The following is a 15994-nucleotide window of genomic DNA, read 5'->3' as shown; positions in this document are numbered from 1 at the left end:
CGCAGATTGCGGTAGGAGCGGAGCAAACATGCGAATCATCGACGCCGACGGCCACGTCGCCGAGAATCCGTCGCTTGCGATCGAAGCGATGAAACGCTGGCCCGAGCACGTCACCACGAGCACCGACGGGCGACCGCGACTGCGAATCGAGGGCCGCTACTACCCCGAGGACCAGGGACCGGGCGCCGGAGTGCCCGTCGAGCATGGGCTGAGCACGGCGGCGGGCCTCAACTGCAGGTCAGCCGACGGTGTCCTCGGCGACGCCGACCGCGACCACATCGACACGATGGTGCTCTATCCCAGCCTCGGCCTGTGCGCGCCGACCCTCGAGGATCCCGAGTTCGCCGCCGGGTTCGCGCGGCTCTACAACCAGTGGGTGGCCGACTACTGCCGCCCGACGAACGGCCGGTTGCGAGGCGTCGCGGTGACTCCGATCGAGCACGGGCAGGTGGCCGTCGACATCATGCGCGAGGCCAAGGATCTCGGGCTGGCTGCCACGCTGCTGCCGCCGGCGCTGAAGACCCGCAACCTCGACCACCCCGACCTCGATCCGTTCTACGCCGCCGCGGTCGACCTCGAGATGCCGCTCGGCATCCACGGCGTGCCGGGTTTCCACCTACCGAAAATCGGCGTCGACCGTTTCACGAATTACATTCAGGTGCACTGCATCAGCTTCCCGTTCGACCAGATGACGGCGATGACCGCGCTGGTATCGGGTGGCGTCTTCGACCGGCACCCGGATTTGCGGGTGGCGTTCCTGGAGGCGGGCGTGGGCTGGGTGCCGTTCTTCATCGACCGATTGCATGAACACTTCGAGAAACGCGGCGACTGGATCGAGGGCGGCTGGCAGCGTGATCCGCAGGAGTACCTGCAGGCCGGCAACATCTGGGTGACCTGCGAGCCCGAGGAGCCGATCCTGCCCGGGGTGATCGATGTGCTCGGCGCCGACTTCATCATGTTCGCCAGCGACTACCCGCACTGGGACGGCGAATGGCCGGAGAGCACCAAGCATCTGCGCACCCGGCCCGACATCAACGACGACGCCCGCGCCAAGATCGGCGGACTCAACGCCCAACGTTTCTACGGTCTCGATTGATGCGGGTTGCGACACGGTCACGGATTCATACCTATCCCGGCTCAGCGGTCACAGCAACCACATTGATCACTATCGTCACATGAGCCAGCTGTGGATGCCAACTCGGCGTCCTGCCACGCGGAAAGGTGTGACGTGTCGCCGGTTCCTCGGATCGTGTCGCTATCGGTGGTGTCGGCGGCCGTAGTCGGACTCATTCTTCCGGTCGGCCTCGCGCCGCCCGCGGCTGCTTTGCCATGCAGCGCCCCCGAAGCGAACGTCGAGCCGCCTCCCATGACTCCGGTGGTGCCGATGCCGGCGCCGGTCGTGCGGCCACCGACGGGGCGCAAGCCGCGCGGCGCCAATGAGCAGGCGCCGCTGCCCAGACTGGGACCGCTGATTTCGTCGTTGCTTCACCCCGGCGGCCGTGCACCGGTGCGACAGCAGGCGGCGGTGGTGCCACCCGGACCCGGCAACCCACAGCCGCAACCGAATGCGGCTCAGCCAGTTCCCAATGCGGCCCCCGAGCAGGCACCGCCGGACGCAGCGCCGCCCGCGGGGATCGCGGGGGCCCCGACATCACTCGTCGAGTGGGTGACCGGGCCGAACGGGCCGAACCAGACACTTCAACGTTTCGGGATCTCGGGGACCGATCTCGGAATCCTTTGGGACAACGGCGATCCCGCCAACCATCAGGTCTTGATGGCGTTCGGTGACACGTTCGGTTATTGCAGCGTGAAGGGCCAGCAGTGGCGGTACAACACGTTGTTCCGCAGCTCGGACCGCAATCTGTCCGACGGAATCGCTGTGGCGCCGGGCGTGGTCAACGACAGATACTCCGGATCGCCGGTTTGGCAAACGGGCATGTCCAAACAGGTCATCAACAGCATCAAGGCGGCGCCACACGAGACCGGGATCATTCCCACCGCCGGCATATCGGTCGGCCGCACCCAGTACATCAACTTCATGTCGATCAGGGAATGGGGCCGCGACGGCGAATGGTCGACGAACTACTCGGCGATCGCGATGTCTCCCGACAACGGCCAGAGCTGGGGGGTATACCCGGGAACCGTCCGCTCCGTCTCGCCGGAGAGCGTTCCGGGCGCCCGGTACGTCCCTGGGAATGAGAATTTCCAGATGGGCGCGTTCATGCGTACCGGCGACGGTTACGTCTATTCGTTTGGGACGCCAGCCGGCCGCGGCGGTTCGGCGTATCTGGCCCGGGTTCCGCAAGGGTTTATCCCGGATGTCACCAAATACCAGTATTGGAACGGCGATTCGAACTCGTGGGTCCCGAACAACCCGGGAGCGGCCACCCCGGTTATCCCGGGCCCGGTCGGCGAAATGTCTGCGCAATTCAACAACTATCTGAAGCAGTACTTGGTGCTTTACACCAACGGTGCCAACGACGTTGTGGCACGGACCGCCCCGGCTCCGCAGGGACCGTGGAGCCCAGAGCAATTGCTGGTCTCGTCCTTTCAGGTGCCGGGCGGCATCTACGCGCCGATGATGCATCCCTGGTCGACGGGCAAGGACCTGTACTTCAACCTGTCGCTGTGGTCCGCCTACGACGTGATGTTGATGCACACCGTGCTGCCGTAGGGGTTCGCGAGGTCTCTCGCGGCTAGCGCTAATCGGGCACCGCATATTGTTGCCTCGGCATCGTTACCGATACTCTCGTCCGTGCAGTCGACGACGGACACCGAACAGAATTGAGGGGCCATGGGCGAATTCGATCCGAATGAAGGCGAAGCGCAAGTCATTGTCAGCCTTGCCGAAGCCGCGATGCACATGTACCGGGCTGCCATTGATTCGTTGCCCTTTCCCGAGGACAAGAAGTTCCAGAAACGGGCCGAGGTGGTTCTTTCCGGTCTGCGGAAACTGCGCGCTGGTTTGACTGATGCAGCAACGCAAAGCAGGTCCACATCCTCGGTCATCGTGGCGCTCAGCGATGTCCGGCGACGCTACGACGACCTGATGGCACGCGCCGCCTCTGCGCCCGGGTCGAGTCTCGGCCAGCAGCTCTACACCGCACGAATCCGCGCCAAGTTGTCGGCCGAGGAAGCGGCCCGCGGCGTCGGACTCCGTCCCGAACTTCCGGACGAGCTGGAGGCGGGCGCGACTCCCACCGAGGAAGAGGTCGTGAAAGTCCACCAGCTGATCGCCGCGCTGCGCGAGGTGGTCGGCGACGACCCCATCGAGCAGCCGGTCGAGACGCATCTCAACGGCTGGGACGAGGAACTGACCGTCAACGGCGCCGAACACGACGAGGCTGAGGCGGCGGCGCACTGACGCTGCTGGCGCGCCTACCTCGGATACGGTCTGGTTTCGCGACGGCGTCATAACCCGGCTGCCCGAGGTAGGCAAGCTGCCGCTGCTGGACGCGATCGTGCTGTCCCACATGCACGGCGATCGCTGGGATGCCCAAGGTCGTTCCGGTGCACTTCGGCGACTACACGCTGTTCGCTTCGCCGCTTTCAGGGCGCGAAGCGAGCCGGAAGATCAGCGGATGGTTAGACCGGTCAGCGCCCTGCCGATGACGAGTCGCTGGATTTCGCTGGTCCCTTCGAAGATCGTGAAGATCTTGGCGTCTCGATGCATCCGCTCGACGGGATAGTCACGGGTGTAGCCGTTGCCGCCGAGAATCTGGATGGCTTCATCGGTGACGTAGACGGCCGTCTCGCTGGCGTACAGTTTGGCCATCGAGCCCTCGGCTGAGCTGAACGACTTGTTGTTCCGCTGCATCCAGCCGGCCCGCCACACCAGCATCCGGGACGCGTCGATGCGGCTCTTCATGTCGGCGAGCTTGAACGCGATGGCTTGGAATTCGGCGATCTTCTTGCCGAATTGTTCGCGCTGGCAGGCATATTCCAGCGCGTACTCGTAGGCGGCGCGCGCGATACCCAATGCCATTGCGCCCACCACCGGGCGTGTGCGCTCGAACGTCATCATCGCGGCCTGGCTGGAAGTGCGTTCGCCCGAACGGATTTTCGCCAGTCGCCGCTCGAAACGTTCTCTGCCGCCGAGGATCAATTCACCGGGAATGTGGACGTCGTCGAGCACGACCTCGGCGGTGTGGGACGCGCGAATACCGTGCTTCTTGAACTTCTGGCCCTGCGAGAGGCCTTTTGTGCCGGGCGGCACGATGAAGGTGGCCTGACCGCGGGTGCCCAGCTCGGGGTCCACCGACGCAACCACCACATGTACGTTGGCGATCCCGCCATTGGTGGCCCAGGTTTTGGTGCCGTTGAGCACCCATTCGTCAGAGGCCTCGTCGTAGACGGCCCGGGTGCGCACCGCTCCGACGTCGGACCCGGCCCCGGGCTCCGACGAACAGAACGCGGCGAGCTTCGGGTCGTCAGGAGTGCCGAACATCTGCGGCAGCCACTCGGCGAGTTGCTGCGGAGTGCCGTTGGCCGCCAACGCCGCTGCGGCCAATCCGGTGGCCAAGATCGACAACGCGATGCCGGCGTCACCCCAAAACGTTTCCTCGAACACCGTTAGCAGCCCGAGCCCGCTCGGCTCGGCCGCCATCTGCGCGAACAGATCTGGGGTGTATAGCCCGATCTTCGCGGCCTCCTGGATGATCGGCCACGGCGTCTCCTCGCGCTCGTCCCACTCAGCTGCCGCCGGCCGGATGACCGATTCGGCGAACTCGTGTACCCAATCGCGGACGTGCACGACCTCCTCGGGCAGTTCCAGCGAAAACGTGGCGTCCATCAGGGCTCCTATCGGGCGGGCGGGCACGCGCCAGTGTAGACCGACGGCGCATACAGTAAACGCTTGTATACTCAACACACAAATCGCCGGTGCCGAGACGTGCAGATGGTGGGGGTGACGATGCAGCGCAGCGACATCCGCGCAGTTGGCGAGTTGGCCGGGGAGGCGTCCGCAGTCGTGACGACGCTCGTGCGGGGGATGCACGCCGGGATCGCCGAGCGTGTGTTCGCGTCGATTGGGCCGTCGTCGGCGCCGACCAGGGCGGTGCACAACGCCCTCGCGCACACCATCTATCGCGGTGTGGACGGTGGCATCCGTGGCGCCGCCCGCGCGGCGAGCGCGATCGCCTCCGAGGTGTGGGGCGACGACGGCCACGATGAGCTTGTAGCGCGCCGCAGAATCGCCAAGGCCGTCGCAGCTGTCAACGGGCTGTATGGCGACCAGCTGGCCGAGCACGGAAACAAGTTCGCCGACGAGATGCAAATCCGTCACTGCGGCAACCCAATTCCCGTCAAAGCCGAGTCGATGGCCACAGCGTTCCCGACGGCCACCGGCCGCGTCGTCGTCTTCCTGCACGGCTGGTGCCTGACTGAGTGGTCGTGGTCTCGCGCACCGCGAGAGGGCGACGACGGACGCAGCTACGGCGAGCGTCTCCGCGACGATCTCGGATTGACGCCGGTTTACCTGCGGTACAACACCGGGCTGCACATATCGGCGAACGGCCGCACGCTCGCCGGCTTGCTGAACCGCCTGCACACGCAATGGCCCGTTCCCGTCGACGAGCTCGTGCTGGTGGGCCACTCGATGGGCGGTCTGGTGATCCGCAGCGCTTGCCATTACGGCGCGCAGCAACAACATCGGTGGACCGACGCGGTGAGTCATGTTGTGTGCCTTGGCTCACCGCATCTGGGCGCCGATTTGGAAAAGGGCGTCAACGTTGCGTCGTGGGCGATGGCCCGGCTGCCCGAAACACGTGCGATTGCAGGCTTTTTGAACACCCGCAGTGCAGGGGTCAAAGACCTGCGCTTCGGCTCCTGTGTCGACGAGGACTGGTGCGATGCCGATCCGGATGAGTTTCTTCGGGATCGTTGCCGTGAGGTGCCGTTTCTTCCCGGCGCCACCTATCATTTCGTGGCCACGACTTCTGCGCCGCCGTTGGTCGGAATGGTCGCCGGCGACTATCTGGTGCGGCCGACCAGCGCCTCAGGCCGCGGAAAGTCGCGGTCGATTCCGTTCGAACCCGAGCACGGGGTCACCCTCGCCGGATTGCATCATTTCGACTTGCTGAATCATCCGCAGGTCTACGCAAAGCTACGTGACTGGATAGCTCAGCGTTAGCGCAGGATCCCGGCTGCAGCAGCGATGCGGGCGGCCACGTCGGCCGCGACGGCCAGCGTGTCGCGGTCCTGGCCCGCCGAATAGCGGTCTGCGACAGGGTCGTAGCTGGCGCCGGCGATCGAGCCGTGGTCGGCGGCGAGCTCGACCAACTCCACCGGCCAGTCGTTCTGCTCGAGCGCCAAAGCGAACTCACGGCTGGCTTCGACCGGAACGGCGTGGTCTGCAACGCCGTGCAGCAACGTGAACGGCGAGCGGTTCTGTGCATCGGGCAGCCATGCGGCCGGCTGCTTTCCGGTAATCGGGTCGGGCACCATGAACGCCCCGGCCAAGCAGACGGTGTGTGCGAAACGCAGGCCGTAGCGGTCTGCCCGTGCTGTCAGCCCGGCCGCAGCGGCGCCGCCCAGCGACCATCCCACGACCACAAGCTCGTCGGGCTCCGTGACTCGCTGGCGGGCGAACTCCACCGAGCGGATCAGATCGTCACGGCCACCGTCGTCGGCGTGGGAATTCCAGTCGGGTGCCACCACCGCCAGCCCGTGGCCGGCCACCAGCTCGGCCAATGGGCGAACGGCAGCGCGGGCGTTGCTTTGCTGCCCGTGCCACAGCAGCACAGTCCGCCGGTCCGCATCGCCAACCAGGTCAACGAGCCTGCCGGGTGCGTATTCGACGGTTTCCATGCCGCGATCAGGACTTCGGCGGTTGCGCTCCGTTGAGAATGCCGTTGAGAATGTCCATTCCCGCCTTGGTTTCGGCAGGCGACCGGCCCGTATCGGGAGTCGCCGAGTCGTTCTTCTGCCAGGGCTGGCAGCCGTCGGTCTTGAACGCTTTGTCAGTGGCCTCGATCTGCACGACCTGAGGCTTCTTGGTCATCGCGCTGTCGAGGATCTCGTTACCGTCGTCGCCGCTGCCGAGCCGCTTCCAGTAGCACGCGCCCTTGTTGACCGGGCCCGCCGACGTGTAGACGCCGGGGGCGATGTCCGTGCCCACGACATACTTGCCGTCGTGGTCGATGGTCGTTTTCGGCTGCCCCTGAGCCTGCGGTTGCCCGGGCGGAGGCTGCGCCGGACCGGGACCAGGTCCCGGTTGCTTGGGACCCGGCTGGTGCGGCTGCGGGGACGGCGTCGGGTCGGCGGCCGCAACGCCGGAGGTCACGCCCCAACCCGCGAGAAGAAGCGCCGCGGCGGCAAGCGCTAATGGTTTTGACCTCACGACCAGCAGCATACCGAGAAACGTGTGGCGGCGCGGTGGCCTGCGACGTTACGCGGTCTTGTTCAGCAGCGGCATCAGCAGCCGGCGGCGCGCGGAGATGGCATCGGCGAAGCAATGCAGCGCTTCGTGCACCGACTCGGCGGTGGGGAACATGCCGTCTTCATTGGTGATCTGCAGCACTCGGCTGACCGCCGGACTTGCGATCAGTGCCCACTCGACTCCAGCGGCGCGGCAGTCGTCGTCGATGCGGTACAGCAGGCGAATGCCTTCGGAGGCCAGGCAATCCACGCCGCTCAAATCCAGAACGATGGGCTTGTCGGGCAGAACGAAATGCCTGCTGTACTCACTGACCCGCTCGACGTTCATCGCGTCGACCGCACCGCTGATCGTCACCACGGTCGCCAGGTGGCGGCACTGCGCGCGAACCTTTGCACCACCGCAGTCGATCACCGGACTGCCGTAGCGCGGCGTGACGTAGGAACCTGACGTACCAAGCGATTCGGTCATGAGCGGCCTCACTTCTCAATCAGGTTGCTGAAATACACGGCCAAGGAATTGACCTCAACCTGATCGCGACGCTAATGGGCTACTCTAAGGTCACCGGGTGCAACGCTTAATACTTTGCTAAGAAAGAACTTTCGGGTAGCACACCGAAACGCTGGCGCAGCCGCAACCTTGTCGAGGAGGACGTCTGGTTCGTGAACGGCACGGCACCCCGCGAGCCTGCTTAGCTCACGGGGTGCCGCTGGTTTAGACGCCGATCAGGCGAGGTCGAACCGGTCCAGGTTCATCACCTTGTTCCACGCGGCCACGAAGTCGACCACGAACTTCTCCTGCGCGTCGTCGGCGCCGTAGACCTCGGCGAGAGCCCGCAGCTGCGAGCTCGAGCCGAACACCAGGTCCGCCGCCGTCGCCGTCCACTTGAGGTCACCGGTGGCGCGGTCGCGACCCTCGTAGACGTTCTCGGTCGACTGTGACGGCTTCCATTCGGTGCCCATGTCGAGCAGGTTGACGAAGAAGTCGTTGGTCAACGTCTCGGGCCGGTCCGTGAAGACGCCATGCTTGGTTTGGCCGTAGTTGGCGCCCAGTGCCCGCATGCCGCCGACCAAGACCGTCATCTCCGGTGCCGTGAGGTTCAGCATGTAGGCGCGGTCCACCAGAAGGGTCTCCGGCGACAACTTCTCGCCGCGTCGCAGATAGTTGCGGAACCCGTCGGCCTTCGGTTCGAGCACAGCGAACGACTCCACGTCGGTCTGCTCCTGCGTGGCGTCGGTGCGCCCGGGCGCGAACGGCACCGTGATGTCGAACCCGGCCTTTTTCGCCGCCTGCTCGACGGCCGCGCAGCCGCCCAGCACGATCACGTCGGCGAGCGAGACCTTCTTGCCGCCGGACAACGAGGCGTTGAAGTCCTGCTGCACCTTCTCGAGCACCGGCAGCACCTTGGCCAGCTCAGCCGGGCTGTTGATCTCCCAATCCTTCTGCGGCGCAAGGCGAATCCGAGCACCGTTGGCGCCGCCGCGCTTGTCGGTGCCGCGGAAACTTGCCGCCGAGGCCCACGCGGTGGACACCAGCTGCGGGATGGACAACCCCGATTCGAGCAGCTTGCTCTTCAGGGCGGCGATGTCGTTGTCGTCGATCAACTTGTGGTCGACGGCAGGTACCGGGTCCTGCCACAGCTGCGGCTCGGCAACCCACGGGCCGAGGTAGCGGGAGATCGGTCCCATGTCGCGGTGCAACAGCTTGTACCACGCCTTGGCGAACTCTTCTTCCAACTCCTCGGGGTGGTCCAGCCAGCGACGGGTGATCTTCCCGTAGATGGGATCCATCCGCAGCGACAGGTCGGTTGTCAGCATCGTCGGTTTGCGCTTCGCCGACTTGTCGAAGGGATCGGGGATCACTTCTTCGGCGTCCTTGGCGGTCCACTGCCAGCAGTCGGCCGGGCTCTTGGTCAACTCCCACTCGTAGCCGTACAGCGTCTCCAGGTAGCTGTTGTCCCACTTCGTCGGGGTGGGCGTCCAGACCACCTCCAGGCCGCTGCCGATCGCGTCGCGGCCCTTGCCGGTGCCGAACGCGCTCTTCCAGCCCAGGCCCTGCTGCTCGATCGGGGCCGCCTCCGGTTCGGGACCGACCAAATCGGCCGGGCCGGCGCCGTGCGTCTTGCCGACCGTGTGGCCGCCGACGATCAGCGCCGCGGTCTCGACGTCGTTCATCGCCATCCGGCCGAACGTCTCCCGAATGTCGATGGCCGCCTTGAGCGGATCCGGCTCGCCGTTGGGGCCCTCCGGGTTGACGTAGATCAGACCCATCTGCACGGCGGCGAAAGGCGGGTGCAGGTCCCGGTCGCCGCTGTAGCGCTCGTCGCCGAGCCAGGTGTCTTCCGGGCCCCAGAAGATCTCGTCGGGCTCGTAGATGTCCTCCCGGCCGAAGCCGAAACCGAACGTCTTGAACCCCATGGATTCATAGGCACAGTTGCCGGCGAAGATGATCAGGTCGGCCCAGGAGATCTGCTTGCCGTACTTCTTCTTGACGGGCCACAGCAGCCGACGGGCCTTGTCCAGGATCACGTTGTCCGGCCAGCTGTTCAGCGGTGCAAAGCGCTGGGCGCCTTCGCCGCCGCCACCGCGGCCGTCGTGGATACGGTAGGTGCCGGCGGCATGCCAGCTCATCCGGATGAACATCGGGCCGTAGTGGCCGTAGTCGGCGGGCCACCAGTCCTGCGAGGTCGTCATCACCTCAATGAGGTCGCGCTTGAGCGCCTCCAGGTCGAGCTTTTTGAACTCCTCCGCGTAGTTGAAGTCGCTTCCCATCGGATTGGCCTGGGGCGCATGCTTTTTCAGAACCGACAGATCCGGCTGGTTGGGCCACCAGTCCCGGTTGGTCATGGGCCGGTGCGCCGTCGGGGTCGGGGAGGGGATTGCCGGGTTTTCGCTTTCTGACACCGGGTGCTTCCTTTCGGGGGTAGGTGAATAGGTGATCAGGAGGTCGAGCAGTCGGGGCACAAACCCCAATAGATGACCTCGGCCTCGTCGAGGCAGAAGCCGTTATCGTCCGCCGGGATGAGGCACGGCGCCTCTCCGACGGCACAGTCGACGTCCGCGATCGCTCCGCATGAGCGGCAGACGAGATGGTGGTGGTTATCGGCGACCCGCGACTCGTAGCGAGCCACGTGCCCGGACGGTTGGATCCGTCGCACCAGACCCGCACCGGTCAGCGCGGCCAGGACGTCGTAGACGGCCTGGCGGGACACCTTGGGGAGGCCGAAGCGCACCGCTTCGAAGATGGTCTCGGTGTCGGCGTGCGGATGCTCCTGCACGGCCTGCAGAACTGCAAGCCTTGGGCGGGTCACGCGCAGGTCGGCCATACGCAGTTGCTCCGCGTAATCCCGACTCGAGGACACAGTAGGAATCTTGCCCCTTTTCTGGAATGAGTCAATACTTTGCGGGGCTGTGTCCCGGCGTTCCGACGCGTGCGCCTGCGCCGCGCTCGCGATCGCCGCTGGTACTCTCCGAGACGCTGCCGCGTGAGAGGCGGCCCTGCCCGGCCCGCCGACGTAGTGGCGCGAACGAAACCAGCAGTGACGTCCCGGAAAGAGTGTTGTGCGCAGCGGAGATATCAAGGCCCTTACCGGTCTTCGCATCATCGCCGCCGTGTGGGTAGTGCTGTTCCACTTCCGCCCGCTGCTGCGGGAGTCGGCACCCGACTTCAGCGACGCGCTCGCACCGGTACTCAACTGCGGCGCGCAGGGCGTCGACCTGTTCTTCATCCTCAGCGGTTTCGTGCTGACCTGGAACTATCTGGACCGGATGGGCTGGTCATGGTCCACCCGCGCCACACTGCACTTCCTGTGGCTGCGGCTGGCACGCGTCTGGCCGGTCTATTTGGTCACCCTGCACTTGGCCGCCGCGTGGTGGATCTTCACGCTGCACGTCGGACATGTGCCGTCGGAGGACGTGAGCCGACTGACCGCCATCAGCTACGTCCGCCAGGTCCTGCTCGTTCAGCTGTGGTTCCAGCCGTACTTCGACGGATCGAGCTGGGATGGCCCGGCCTGGTCGATCAGCGCCGAATGGTTGGCGTATCTGCTGTTCGGTGCGCTGGTGCTGGTGATCTTCCGGATGGCGCACGCGACGCGAGCCCGCAGCCTGGTCTTCCTGGCGTTCGGCGCCTCGCTGCCGCCGGTCTTTCTGTTGTTGGCCAGCGGCCAGTTCTACACGCCGTGGAGCTGGTTGCCGCGCATCGTCATGCAGTTCACGGCGGGAGCACTGGTTGCAGCGGCCGTGATGCGGCTGCGCCTTACTGACCGTGCGCGGCGCGGGGCCGGGTACGTTTCCCTGCTGCTCACCGCGGCCATCGTGGGCTTGTTGTACCTGCTCGATGCCTTTCCGATACCGGGAGTCATCGACAGCGGCGGCATTGTCGACGTGCTGTTCGTGCCGTTGGTGATGACGCTCGCGATGGGAACCGGCAGCCTGCCGCGGATGCTGTCCGTGCGGGCCATGGTGTTCGGCGGCGAGATCTCGTTTTGCCTGTACATGGTTCACGAATTGGTGCACACCGCCTGGATTTGGGCTGCGCGCCAGTTTGAGCTCACGCTGCATGGTGCCGGGGGCAAGCTGATGGTGGTCGGCCTGCTCGCGATCGCCACGGTCATTGCGGTCGTGCTGTTCCACTTCGTGGAAGAGCCCGCACGCCGGTGGATGCGCCGGATGGTCGACGTCGGAGCCCCTGGAACGGAGCCGCAAGTCGACCTGAGCGCCGGCCCGGTGAAGGCCAAACTCCAACCGATCGACGGCGCCCGCGAAGAGCGCAGCAAGGCGATTGCCATGCGCGCTGGCTAGCTGATCGCGTCGAATTCCGAGTTTTTCCTCATACGATGCCGCTAACACGGCGCACGCTCGACGATGTATTGAACAGTGGAGGTAAGGGTGGGTCGCCTGGCCGCGTTTGTCGTCTCACTGGCCTTTGCGATCGGCATGATCGGGATGGTCAGCGAATACCGGGCGCCGGCGCCGCCCTACCGAACACTCACTCTAGGTTCCGCGGTCAACCACGTCGCCGTCATCGGGGACTCGTACACCACCGGCACCGACGAGGGCGGCCTGGGATCGAAGGCGTGGACCGCGCGCGCGTGGGTCAGTCTCGCCCGGCAGGGAGTGCAGATCGCACCCGATGTGGCGTCCGAAGGCAGAGCCGGATATGCGGTGCGCGGCGACCACGGCAGCGTTTTCGAGGACCTGACCGCCAGGACGGTGCGGCCCAACGACGCGCTGGTGGTGTTTTTCGGCTCGCGCAACGACCAGGGCGTCGAACCCGAGCTTCTCGGCCAAATGGCCCATGACACACTGGATCTGGCGCACCGCACGGCCCCGGCGGCAAGACTTCTGGTGATCGGTCCGCCGTGGCCGACCGCTGATCCGCCCGAAGCCGTGTTGCAGGTTCGCGACATCGTCGGGGACCAAGCCCGAGCCATGGGTGCCACCTGGGTCGATCCGATCGCAGAGCATTGGTTCGTCGGCAAGCCCGACCTGATCGGCCCCGACGGCGTCCACCCCACCGACGCCGGGCATCAGTACATGGCGGACAAGATCGCGCCGCTGATCCGCGCGCAGTTGCCCCGGATGACCTGAATTCAGAAGGCCCGCCGTCACTCTCGCGCCGCCGTGCGGAACCTGTCGCGGTAAGCCTTCGGTGACACGCCGAGGCGACTGACGAATACCCGCCGAAGCGTTTCAGTGCTGCCGAAACCCGCCATGCGGGCGGTCTCGCTGACACTGCGACCGGCGTCCAAAGCGGCGCGTGCGGCGTCGATGCGCACCATCTCGACATGGCGGGCCGGAGTAGTGCCCAGCTCGGACTGAAACAGTCGGGTCAGCTGGCGCGTGCTCAAAGACGCCCGTGCGGCAAGCGTTTTCACGTCGTGGTCGGCTGCCGGATCAGCGGCGATCGCGTCGGTAACCGCACGAAGCGGCGACTGGGCCGGCGGATGCGCCTCGACCAGCGCCGAGAATTGCGATTGCCCGCCCGCGCGTTTGAGATACACGACCAACCACCGCGCTACATCGCGGACCAACTCTGTGCCGTAGTCCATTTCGACCAATGCCAATGCGAGGTCGATGCCTGAGGAGATTCCGGCCGAGGTGAAGACATCGCCGTCACGCACGTAAATCGCGTCCGGTTCGACGGCGATATCGGGGAAGGCGCGGGCCAGCAACCCGGCGTCGCGCCAATGCGTGGTGGCGCGTCTGCCGTTGAGCAGGCCGGCCTGCGCGAGAATGAACGATCCGGTGCAAATGGATGCCAGCCGCCGGGTCCGGTCCGCCACCGATCTGACGGCTTCGACGAGCCCGGGATCGAGCGGCCGCCTGACCAGATCGTCACTGCCGGCAACCATTACGGTGTCGGCGGATTCGATCGACGAAATGCTGTCGGTGACGCCCAACCGGGTCCCGATCGAGGTCGTCACGTCACGGCCGTCCACCGATGCGATTTTGATGCGGTAGTCACCGCCGAAACGGTTGGCTTCTGCGAAGACTTCAGCCGCTCCGGCGACATCCAGCAGGGTGACGTCGTCGAAGACGACGATCACCACGACCCGCGAACCATCCCCGACTTCTGCCACCAACCCATTGTGTCGCTTTTTGTGGGATTCACGACTCATCGGTCGTGGCCGATCTGTGCTTGGCGACGCCAGACTGGCTCCAGGCCGACCGCCACCACGATTTCGAGGAGTCCTCCATGCCGTCGCGACGGGTTTTGATCACCGGAGCATCGAAAGGCATCGGCCGCGCGGTGGCCGACCGGCTGGCCGACGGCGGCCACGAACCGATCGGCCTGGCCCGCACCACGCCCACTGATTTTCCCGGGCAGTTATACGAGGTCGACGTGACCGACCGGGCCGCCACAGCGGCGGCGCTCGACAAAATCATCGCAGAGACCGCCGTCGACGCGGTGGTGAACAACGTCGGTTTCGCCAACTTCGGACGAATCGGGTCGATCGACCTCGACCGCCTGTTCGACACCTACGACCTCAATGTGCGCACCGCGATTCAGGTTGTGCAGGCGGCGCTGCCGGGCATGATCGCCGCAGGATGGGGCCGCGTCGTCAACGTGACGAGCTTGACCACGCTCGGCACACCGGAGCGCACCCCATACGCCGCTGCCAAGGCAGCGCTCGAGCCGTGCACGCGGATCTGGGCCGGCGAGCTCGCCTCCAGTGGCGTCACGGTGAACGCAGTGGCGCCCGGGCCCACCGAAACCGAGATGTACCGGCAACGCAGCCCGGTGGGCTCCGAGCGCGAAGCCAGCTTCCTGCAACGCATTCCGCTGCACCGGGTCGGCACGCCACGAGAAATCGCCCACGCGATTTGTTTTCTCCTCGATGACGACGCCGGATACATCACCGGTCAAATCCTGCGCGTCGACGGAGGCGGGAGCATCGCCGCATGAACACCGAGCTGCCGAGGATAGCCGGCATCGTCATTCCCGATTCGCCACTGGTACGCGAGACCACGGACCTCATTCGTGATGCCGAAGACGACTTGCTGTTCAACCATTCTCGCCGAGTCTTTCTGTTCGGCGCGCTGCACGGCCGCCGTCGCGGATTGCAGCCAGATCTCGAGTTGCTATACGTCGCAGCCATGTTTCACGACCTGGGGCTGACGCCGCGGTACCGAACGTCCGCCCTGCGCTTCGAGGTCGACGGCGCCAACGCGGCACGCGAATTCTTGCTGCAGCGCGGCGTCGACGAGGCCGACGCCGCCAAAGTGTGGTTGGGCATCGCACTGCACACCACGCCGGGAATACCGGAGTTTCTCGATCCCGAAATCGCCTTGGTCACCGCGGGTGTCGAAACCGACGTGGTTGGCGCCGGCCGCGAAGACCTTTCGCCCGAGGCTCTCGCCGCGGTCACCTCTGCCCATCCGCGTCCGGACTTCAAAAACCGTATCCTGCAGGCATTCAACGACGGCATGAGGCACCGTCCGCAAACGACCTACGGCACCATGAACGCCGACGTGCTCGCGCACTTCGACCCCGCATTCATCCGGGATAACTTCGTCGACATCATCCTGAACAGCAGCTGGCCCGAATAGCCCCACCAATCGATTCCACCGCCTACGACGCGGCAGCACGGACACATCCGAGCGCCCAAGAAAGGGAAAGACAACCATGACACCAGCCAAGGACAGCCAAGCGTTGGATGTTTTCGGAGCCATCGTTGAGTTCATGACACCGGAGGACGACAGGCAGTTCTGTGTCATGCGTGTAGTCATGCCTCCCGGGACCATGGTGCCGCTGCACAGTCACGAGGATTTTGGAGACTTTTATGTCGTCGCCGGCAGATACGAAGTACTTGTCCAGAACGACGGCAGCATGGATTGGCGTGACACCCAAGCCGGCGATTACATCCGGGTGCCGGGCGACGTTGTGCACGCCCTCCGCAACATCTCCGAAGAACCAGCCGTCAACCTGGTTATCACGACGGCGCGTATGGGCAGCTTCTTTCGCGAAGTTGGCCGACCTGCGGGTTCCCCGCCACCCACTGCCCAAGATCTAGCCCGCTTCGCCGAGATTGCCGGCCGTTACGGATACCGACTGGCAACACCTGAAGAAAATGCAGCGGTCGGCATACCGTCGACACTCACAGCGTGACGAGCC

At 65.3% G+C, this 15994-nt stretch carries 16 protein-coding genes; 9 read left to right on the top strand and 7 right to left on the bottom strand.

Annotation, left to right across the window (positions count from 1 at the left end):
- Positions 1-28 precede the first annotated feature (28 nt).
- From G6N47_RS19255 to G6N47_RS19245, 3 genes are all read left to right on the top strand, one after another.
- Positions 29-1096: an amidohydrolase family protein gene (locus tag G6N47_RS19255; RefSeq protein ID WP_083132042.1), complete on the top strand. Its 1068-nt coding sequence runs from the start codon at positions 29-31 to the stop codon at positions 1094-1096.
- Between the two features lie 90 nt (positions 1097-1186).
- Positions 1187-2674: a DUF4185 domain-containing protein gene (locus G6N47_RS19250; RefSeq protein WP_083132041.1), complete on the top strand. Its 1488-nt coding sequence runs from the start codon at positions 1187-1189 to the stop codon at positions 2672-2674.
- Between the two features lie 120 nt (positions 2675-2794).
- The gene (locus G6N47_RS19245) at positions 2795-3364 is read left to right on the top strand and encodes a forkhead-associated protein (RefSeq protein WP_083132040.1); all 570 of its coding nucleotides are present in this window, start codon (positions 2795-2797) and stop codon (positions 3362-3364) included.
- Positions 3365-3574: 210 nt separating this feature from the next.
- On the opposite strand, the gene G6N47_RS19235 is transcribed toward G6N47_RS19245, so the two are convergent.
- The gene (locus G6N47_RS19235; RefSeq protein WP_083132039.1) at positions 3575-4792 is read right to left on the bottom strand and encodes an acyl-CoA dehydrogenase family protein; all 1218 of its coding nucleotides are present in this window, start codon (positions 4790-4792) and stop codon (positions 3575-3577) included.
- A gap of 63 nt (positions 4793-4855) precedes the next feature.
- On the opposite strand from G6N47_RS19235, the gene G6N47_RS19230 reads away from it, so the two are divergent.
- A complete protein-coding gene (locus tag G6N47_RS19230) occupies positions 4856-6130 on the top strand; it encodes a lipase family alpha/beta hydrolase (protein WP_232080245.1) in 1275 nt (424 codons plus the stop codon).
- On the opposite strand, the gene G6N47_RS19225 is transcribed toward G6N47_RS19230, so the two are convergent.
- The 5 genes from G6N47_RS19225 to G6N47_RS19205 all read right to left on the bottom strand — a co-directional run bounded on the left by G6N47_RS19225 (position 6127) and on the right by G6N47_RS19205 (position 10736).
- Positions 6127-6807 carry an alpha/beta fold hydrolase gene (locus G6N47_RS19225; RefSeq protein ID WP_083132038.1) on the bottom strand — a complete coding sequence of 227 codons (681 nt, stop codon included), beginning with the start codon at positions 6805-6807 and terminating at the stop codon, positions 6127-6129. The genes G6N47_RS19230 and G6N47_RS19225 overlap by 4 nt on opposite strands.
- A 7-nt stretch (positions 6808-6814) precedes the next feature.
- Positions 6815-7351, bottom strand: coding sequence for a hypothetical protein (locus G6N47_RS19220; protein WP_083132037.1), 537 nt, complete (start codon positions 7349-7351; stop codon positions 6815-6817).
- 36 nt (positions 7352-7387) lie between these two features.
- Entirely contained in the window at positions 7388-7846 is a 459-nt protein-coding gene (locus G6N47_RS19215) for an STAS domain-containing protein (RefSeq protein ID WP_083132036.1), read from the bottom strand.
- Between the two features lie 254 nt (positions 7847-8100).
- Positions 8101-10221 carry a catalase/peroxidase HPI gene (katG, locus tag G6N47_RS19210; RefSeq protein ID WP_083132035.1) on the bottom strand — a complete coding sequence of 707 codons (2121 nt, stop codon included), beginning with the start codon at positions 10219-10221 and terminating at the stop codon, positions 8101-8103.
- Positions 10222-10313: 92 nt separating this feature from the next.
- On the bottom strand, positions 10314-10736 hold the full coding sequence (locus G6N47_RS19205) for a Fur family transcriptional regulator (RefSeq protein WP_083132034.1): 423 nt from the start codon (positions 10734-10736) through the stop codon (positions 10314-10316).
- Positions 10737-10935: 199 nt separating this feature from the next.
- Between G6N47_RS19205 and G6N47_RS19200 the strand changes: the two genes are divergently transcribed.
- Positions 10936-12177, top strand: coding sequence for an acyltransferase family protein (locus G6N47_RS19200; RefSeq protein ID WP_083132033.1), 1242 nt, complete (start codon positions 10936-10938; stop codon positions 12175-12177).
- Positions 12178-12264: 87 nt separating this feature from the next.
- The gene (locus G6N47_RS19195; protein ID WP_232080243.1) at positions 12265-12966 is read left to right on the top strand and encodes an Rv0518 family GDSL lipase; all 702 of its coding nucleotides are present in this window, start codon (positions 12265-12267) and stop codon (positions 12964-12966) included.
- A 17-nt stretch (positions 12967-12983) separates the two neighbouring features.
- Here G6N47_RS19195 and G6N47_RS19190 read toward each other — a convergent pair whose 3' ends face one another.
- Positions 12984-13997 carry a GlxA family transcriptional regulator gene (locus tag G6N47_RS19190; RefSeq protein WP_083132032.1) on the bottom strand — a complete coding sequence of 338 codons (1014 nt, stop codon included), beginning with the start codon at positions 13995-13997 and terminating at the stop codon, positions 12984-12986.
- Between the two features lie 77 nt (positions 13998-14074).
- Here G6N47_RS19190 and G6N47_RS19185 point away from each other — a divergent pair, with 77 nt between their 5' ends.
- The 3 genes from G6N47_RS19185 (at position 14075) to G6N47_RS19175 (ending at position 15988) form a co-directional block, all read left to right on the top strand.
- The gene (locus G6N47_RS19185) at positions 14075-14785 is read left to right on the top strand and encodes an SDR family oxidoreductase (protein WP_083132157.1); all 711 of its coding nucleotides are present in this window, start codon (positions 14075-14077) and stop codon (positions 14783-14785) included.
- A complete protein-coding gene (locus G6N47_RS19180; RefSeq protein ID WP_083132031.1) occupies positions 14782-15429 on the top strand; it encodes an HD domain-containing protein in 648 nt (215 codons plus the stop codon). The genes G6N47_RS19185 and G6N47_RS19180 overlap by 4 nt, the downstream gene beginning before the upstream one ends.
- Before the next feature lie 76 nt (positions 15430-15505).
- Positions 15506-15988 (top strand): cupin domain-containing protein, encoded by a 483-nt coding sequence (locus tag G6N47_RS19175; protein WP_083132030.1) that lies wholly within the window; start codon positions 15506-15508, stop codon positions 15986-15988.
- The last annotated feature ends 6 nt before the right edge of the window (positions 15989-15994 follow it).

The sequence above is a fragment of the Mycobacterium branderi genome, from assembly GCF_010728725.1.
Taxonomy (GTDB): domain Bacteria; phylum Actinomycetota; class Actinomycetes; order Mycobacteriales; family Mycobacteriaceae; genus Mycobacterium; species Mycobacterium branderi.
This window is presented reverse-complemented; position numbering and strand designations above follow the sequence as displayed.

Excerpts from the sequence above, each read along its gene's own strand:
- katG (WP_083132035.1), bottom strand. The coding sequence starts at position 10,221 with ATGACCAACCGGGACTGGTGGCCCAACCAGCCGGATCTGTCGGTTCTG.
- G6N47_RS19245 (WP_083132040.1), top strand. The coding sequence starts at position 2,795 with ATGGGCGAATTCGATCCGAATGAAGGCGAAGCGCAAGTCATTGTCAGC.
- G6N47_RS19175 (WP_083132030.1), top strand. The coding sequence starts at position 15,506 with ATGACACCAGCCAAGGACAGCCAAGCGTTGGATGTTTTCGGAGCCATC.
- G6N47_RS19215 (WP_083132036.1), bottom strand. The coding sequence starts at position 7,846 with ATGACCGAATCGCTTGGTACGTCAGGTTCCTACGTCACGCCGCGCTAC.
- G6N47_RS19185 (WP_083132157.1), top strand. The coding sequence starts at position 14,075 with ATGCCGTCGCGACGGGTTTTGATCACCGGAGCATCGAAAGGCATCGGC.
- G6N47_RS19235 (WP_083132039.1), bottom strand. The coding sequence starts at position 4,792 with ATGGACGCCACGTTTTCGCTGGAACTGCCCGAGGAGGTCGTGCACGTC.
- G6N47_RS19255 (WP_083132042.1), top strand. The coding sequence starts at position 29 with ATGCGAATCATCGACGCCGACGGCCACGTCGCCGAGAATCCGTCGCTT.
- G6N47_RS19220 (WP_083132037.1), bottom strand. The coding sequence starts at position 7,351 with ATGCTGCTGGTCGTGAGGTCAAAACCATTAGCGCTTGCCGCCGCGGCG.
- G6N47_RS19190 (WP_083132032.1), bottom strand. The coding sequence starts at position 13,997 with ATGAGTCGTGAATCCCACAAAAAGCGACACAATGGGTTGGTGGCAGAA.
- G6N47_RS19180 (WP_083132031.1), top strand. The coding sequence starts at position 14,782 with ATGAACACCGAGCTGCCGAGGATAGCCGGCATCGTCATTCCCGATTCG.
- G6N47_RS19225 (WP_083132038.1), bottom strand. The coding sequence starts at position 6,807 with ATGGAAACCGTCGAATACGCACCCGGCAGGCTCGTTGACCTGGTTGGC.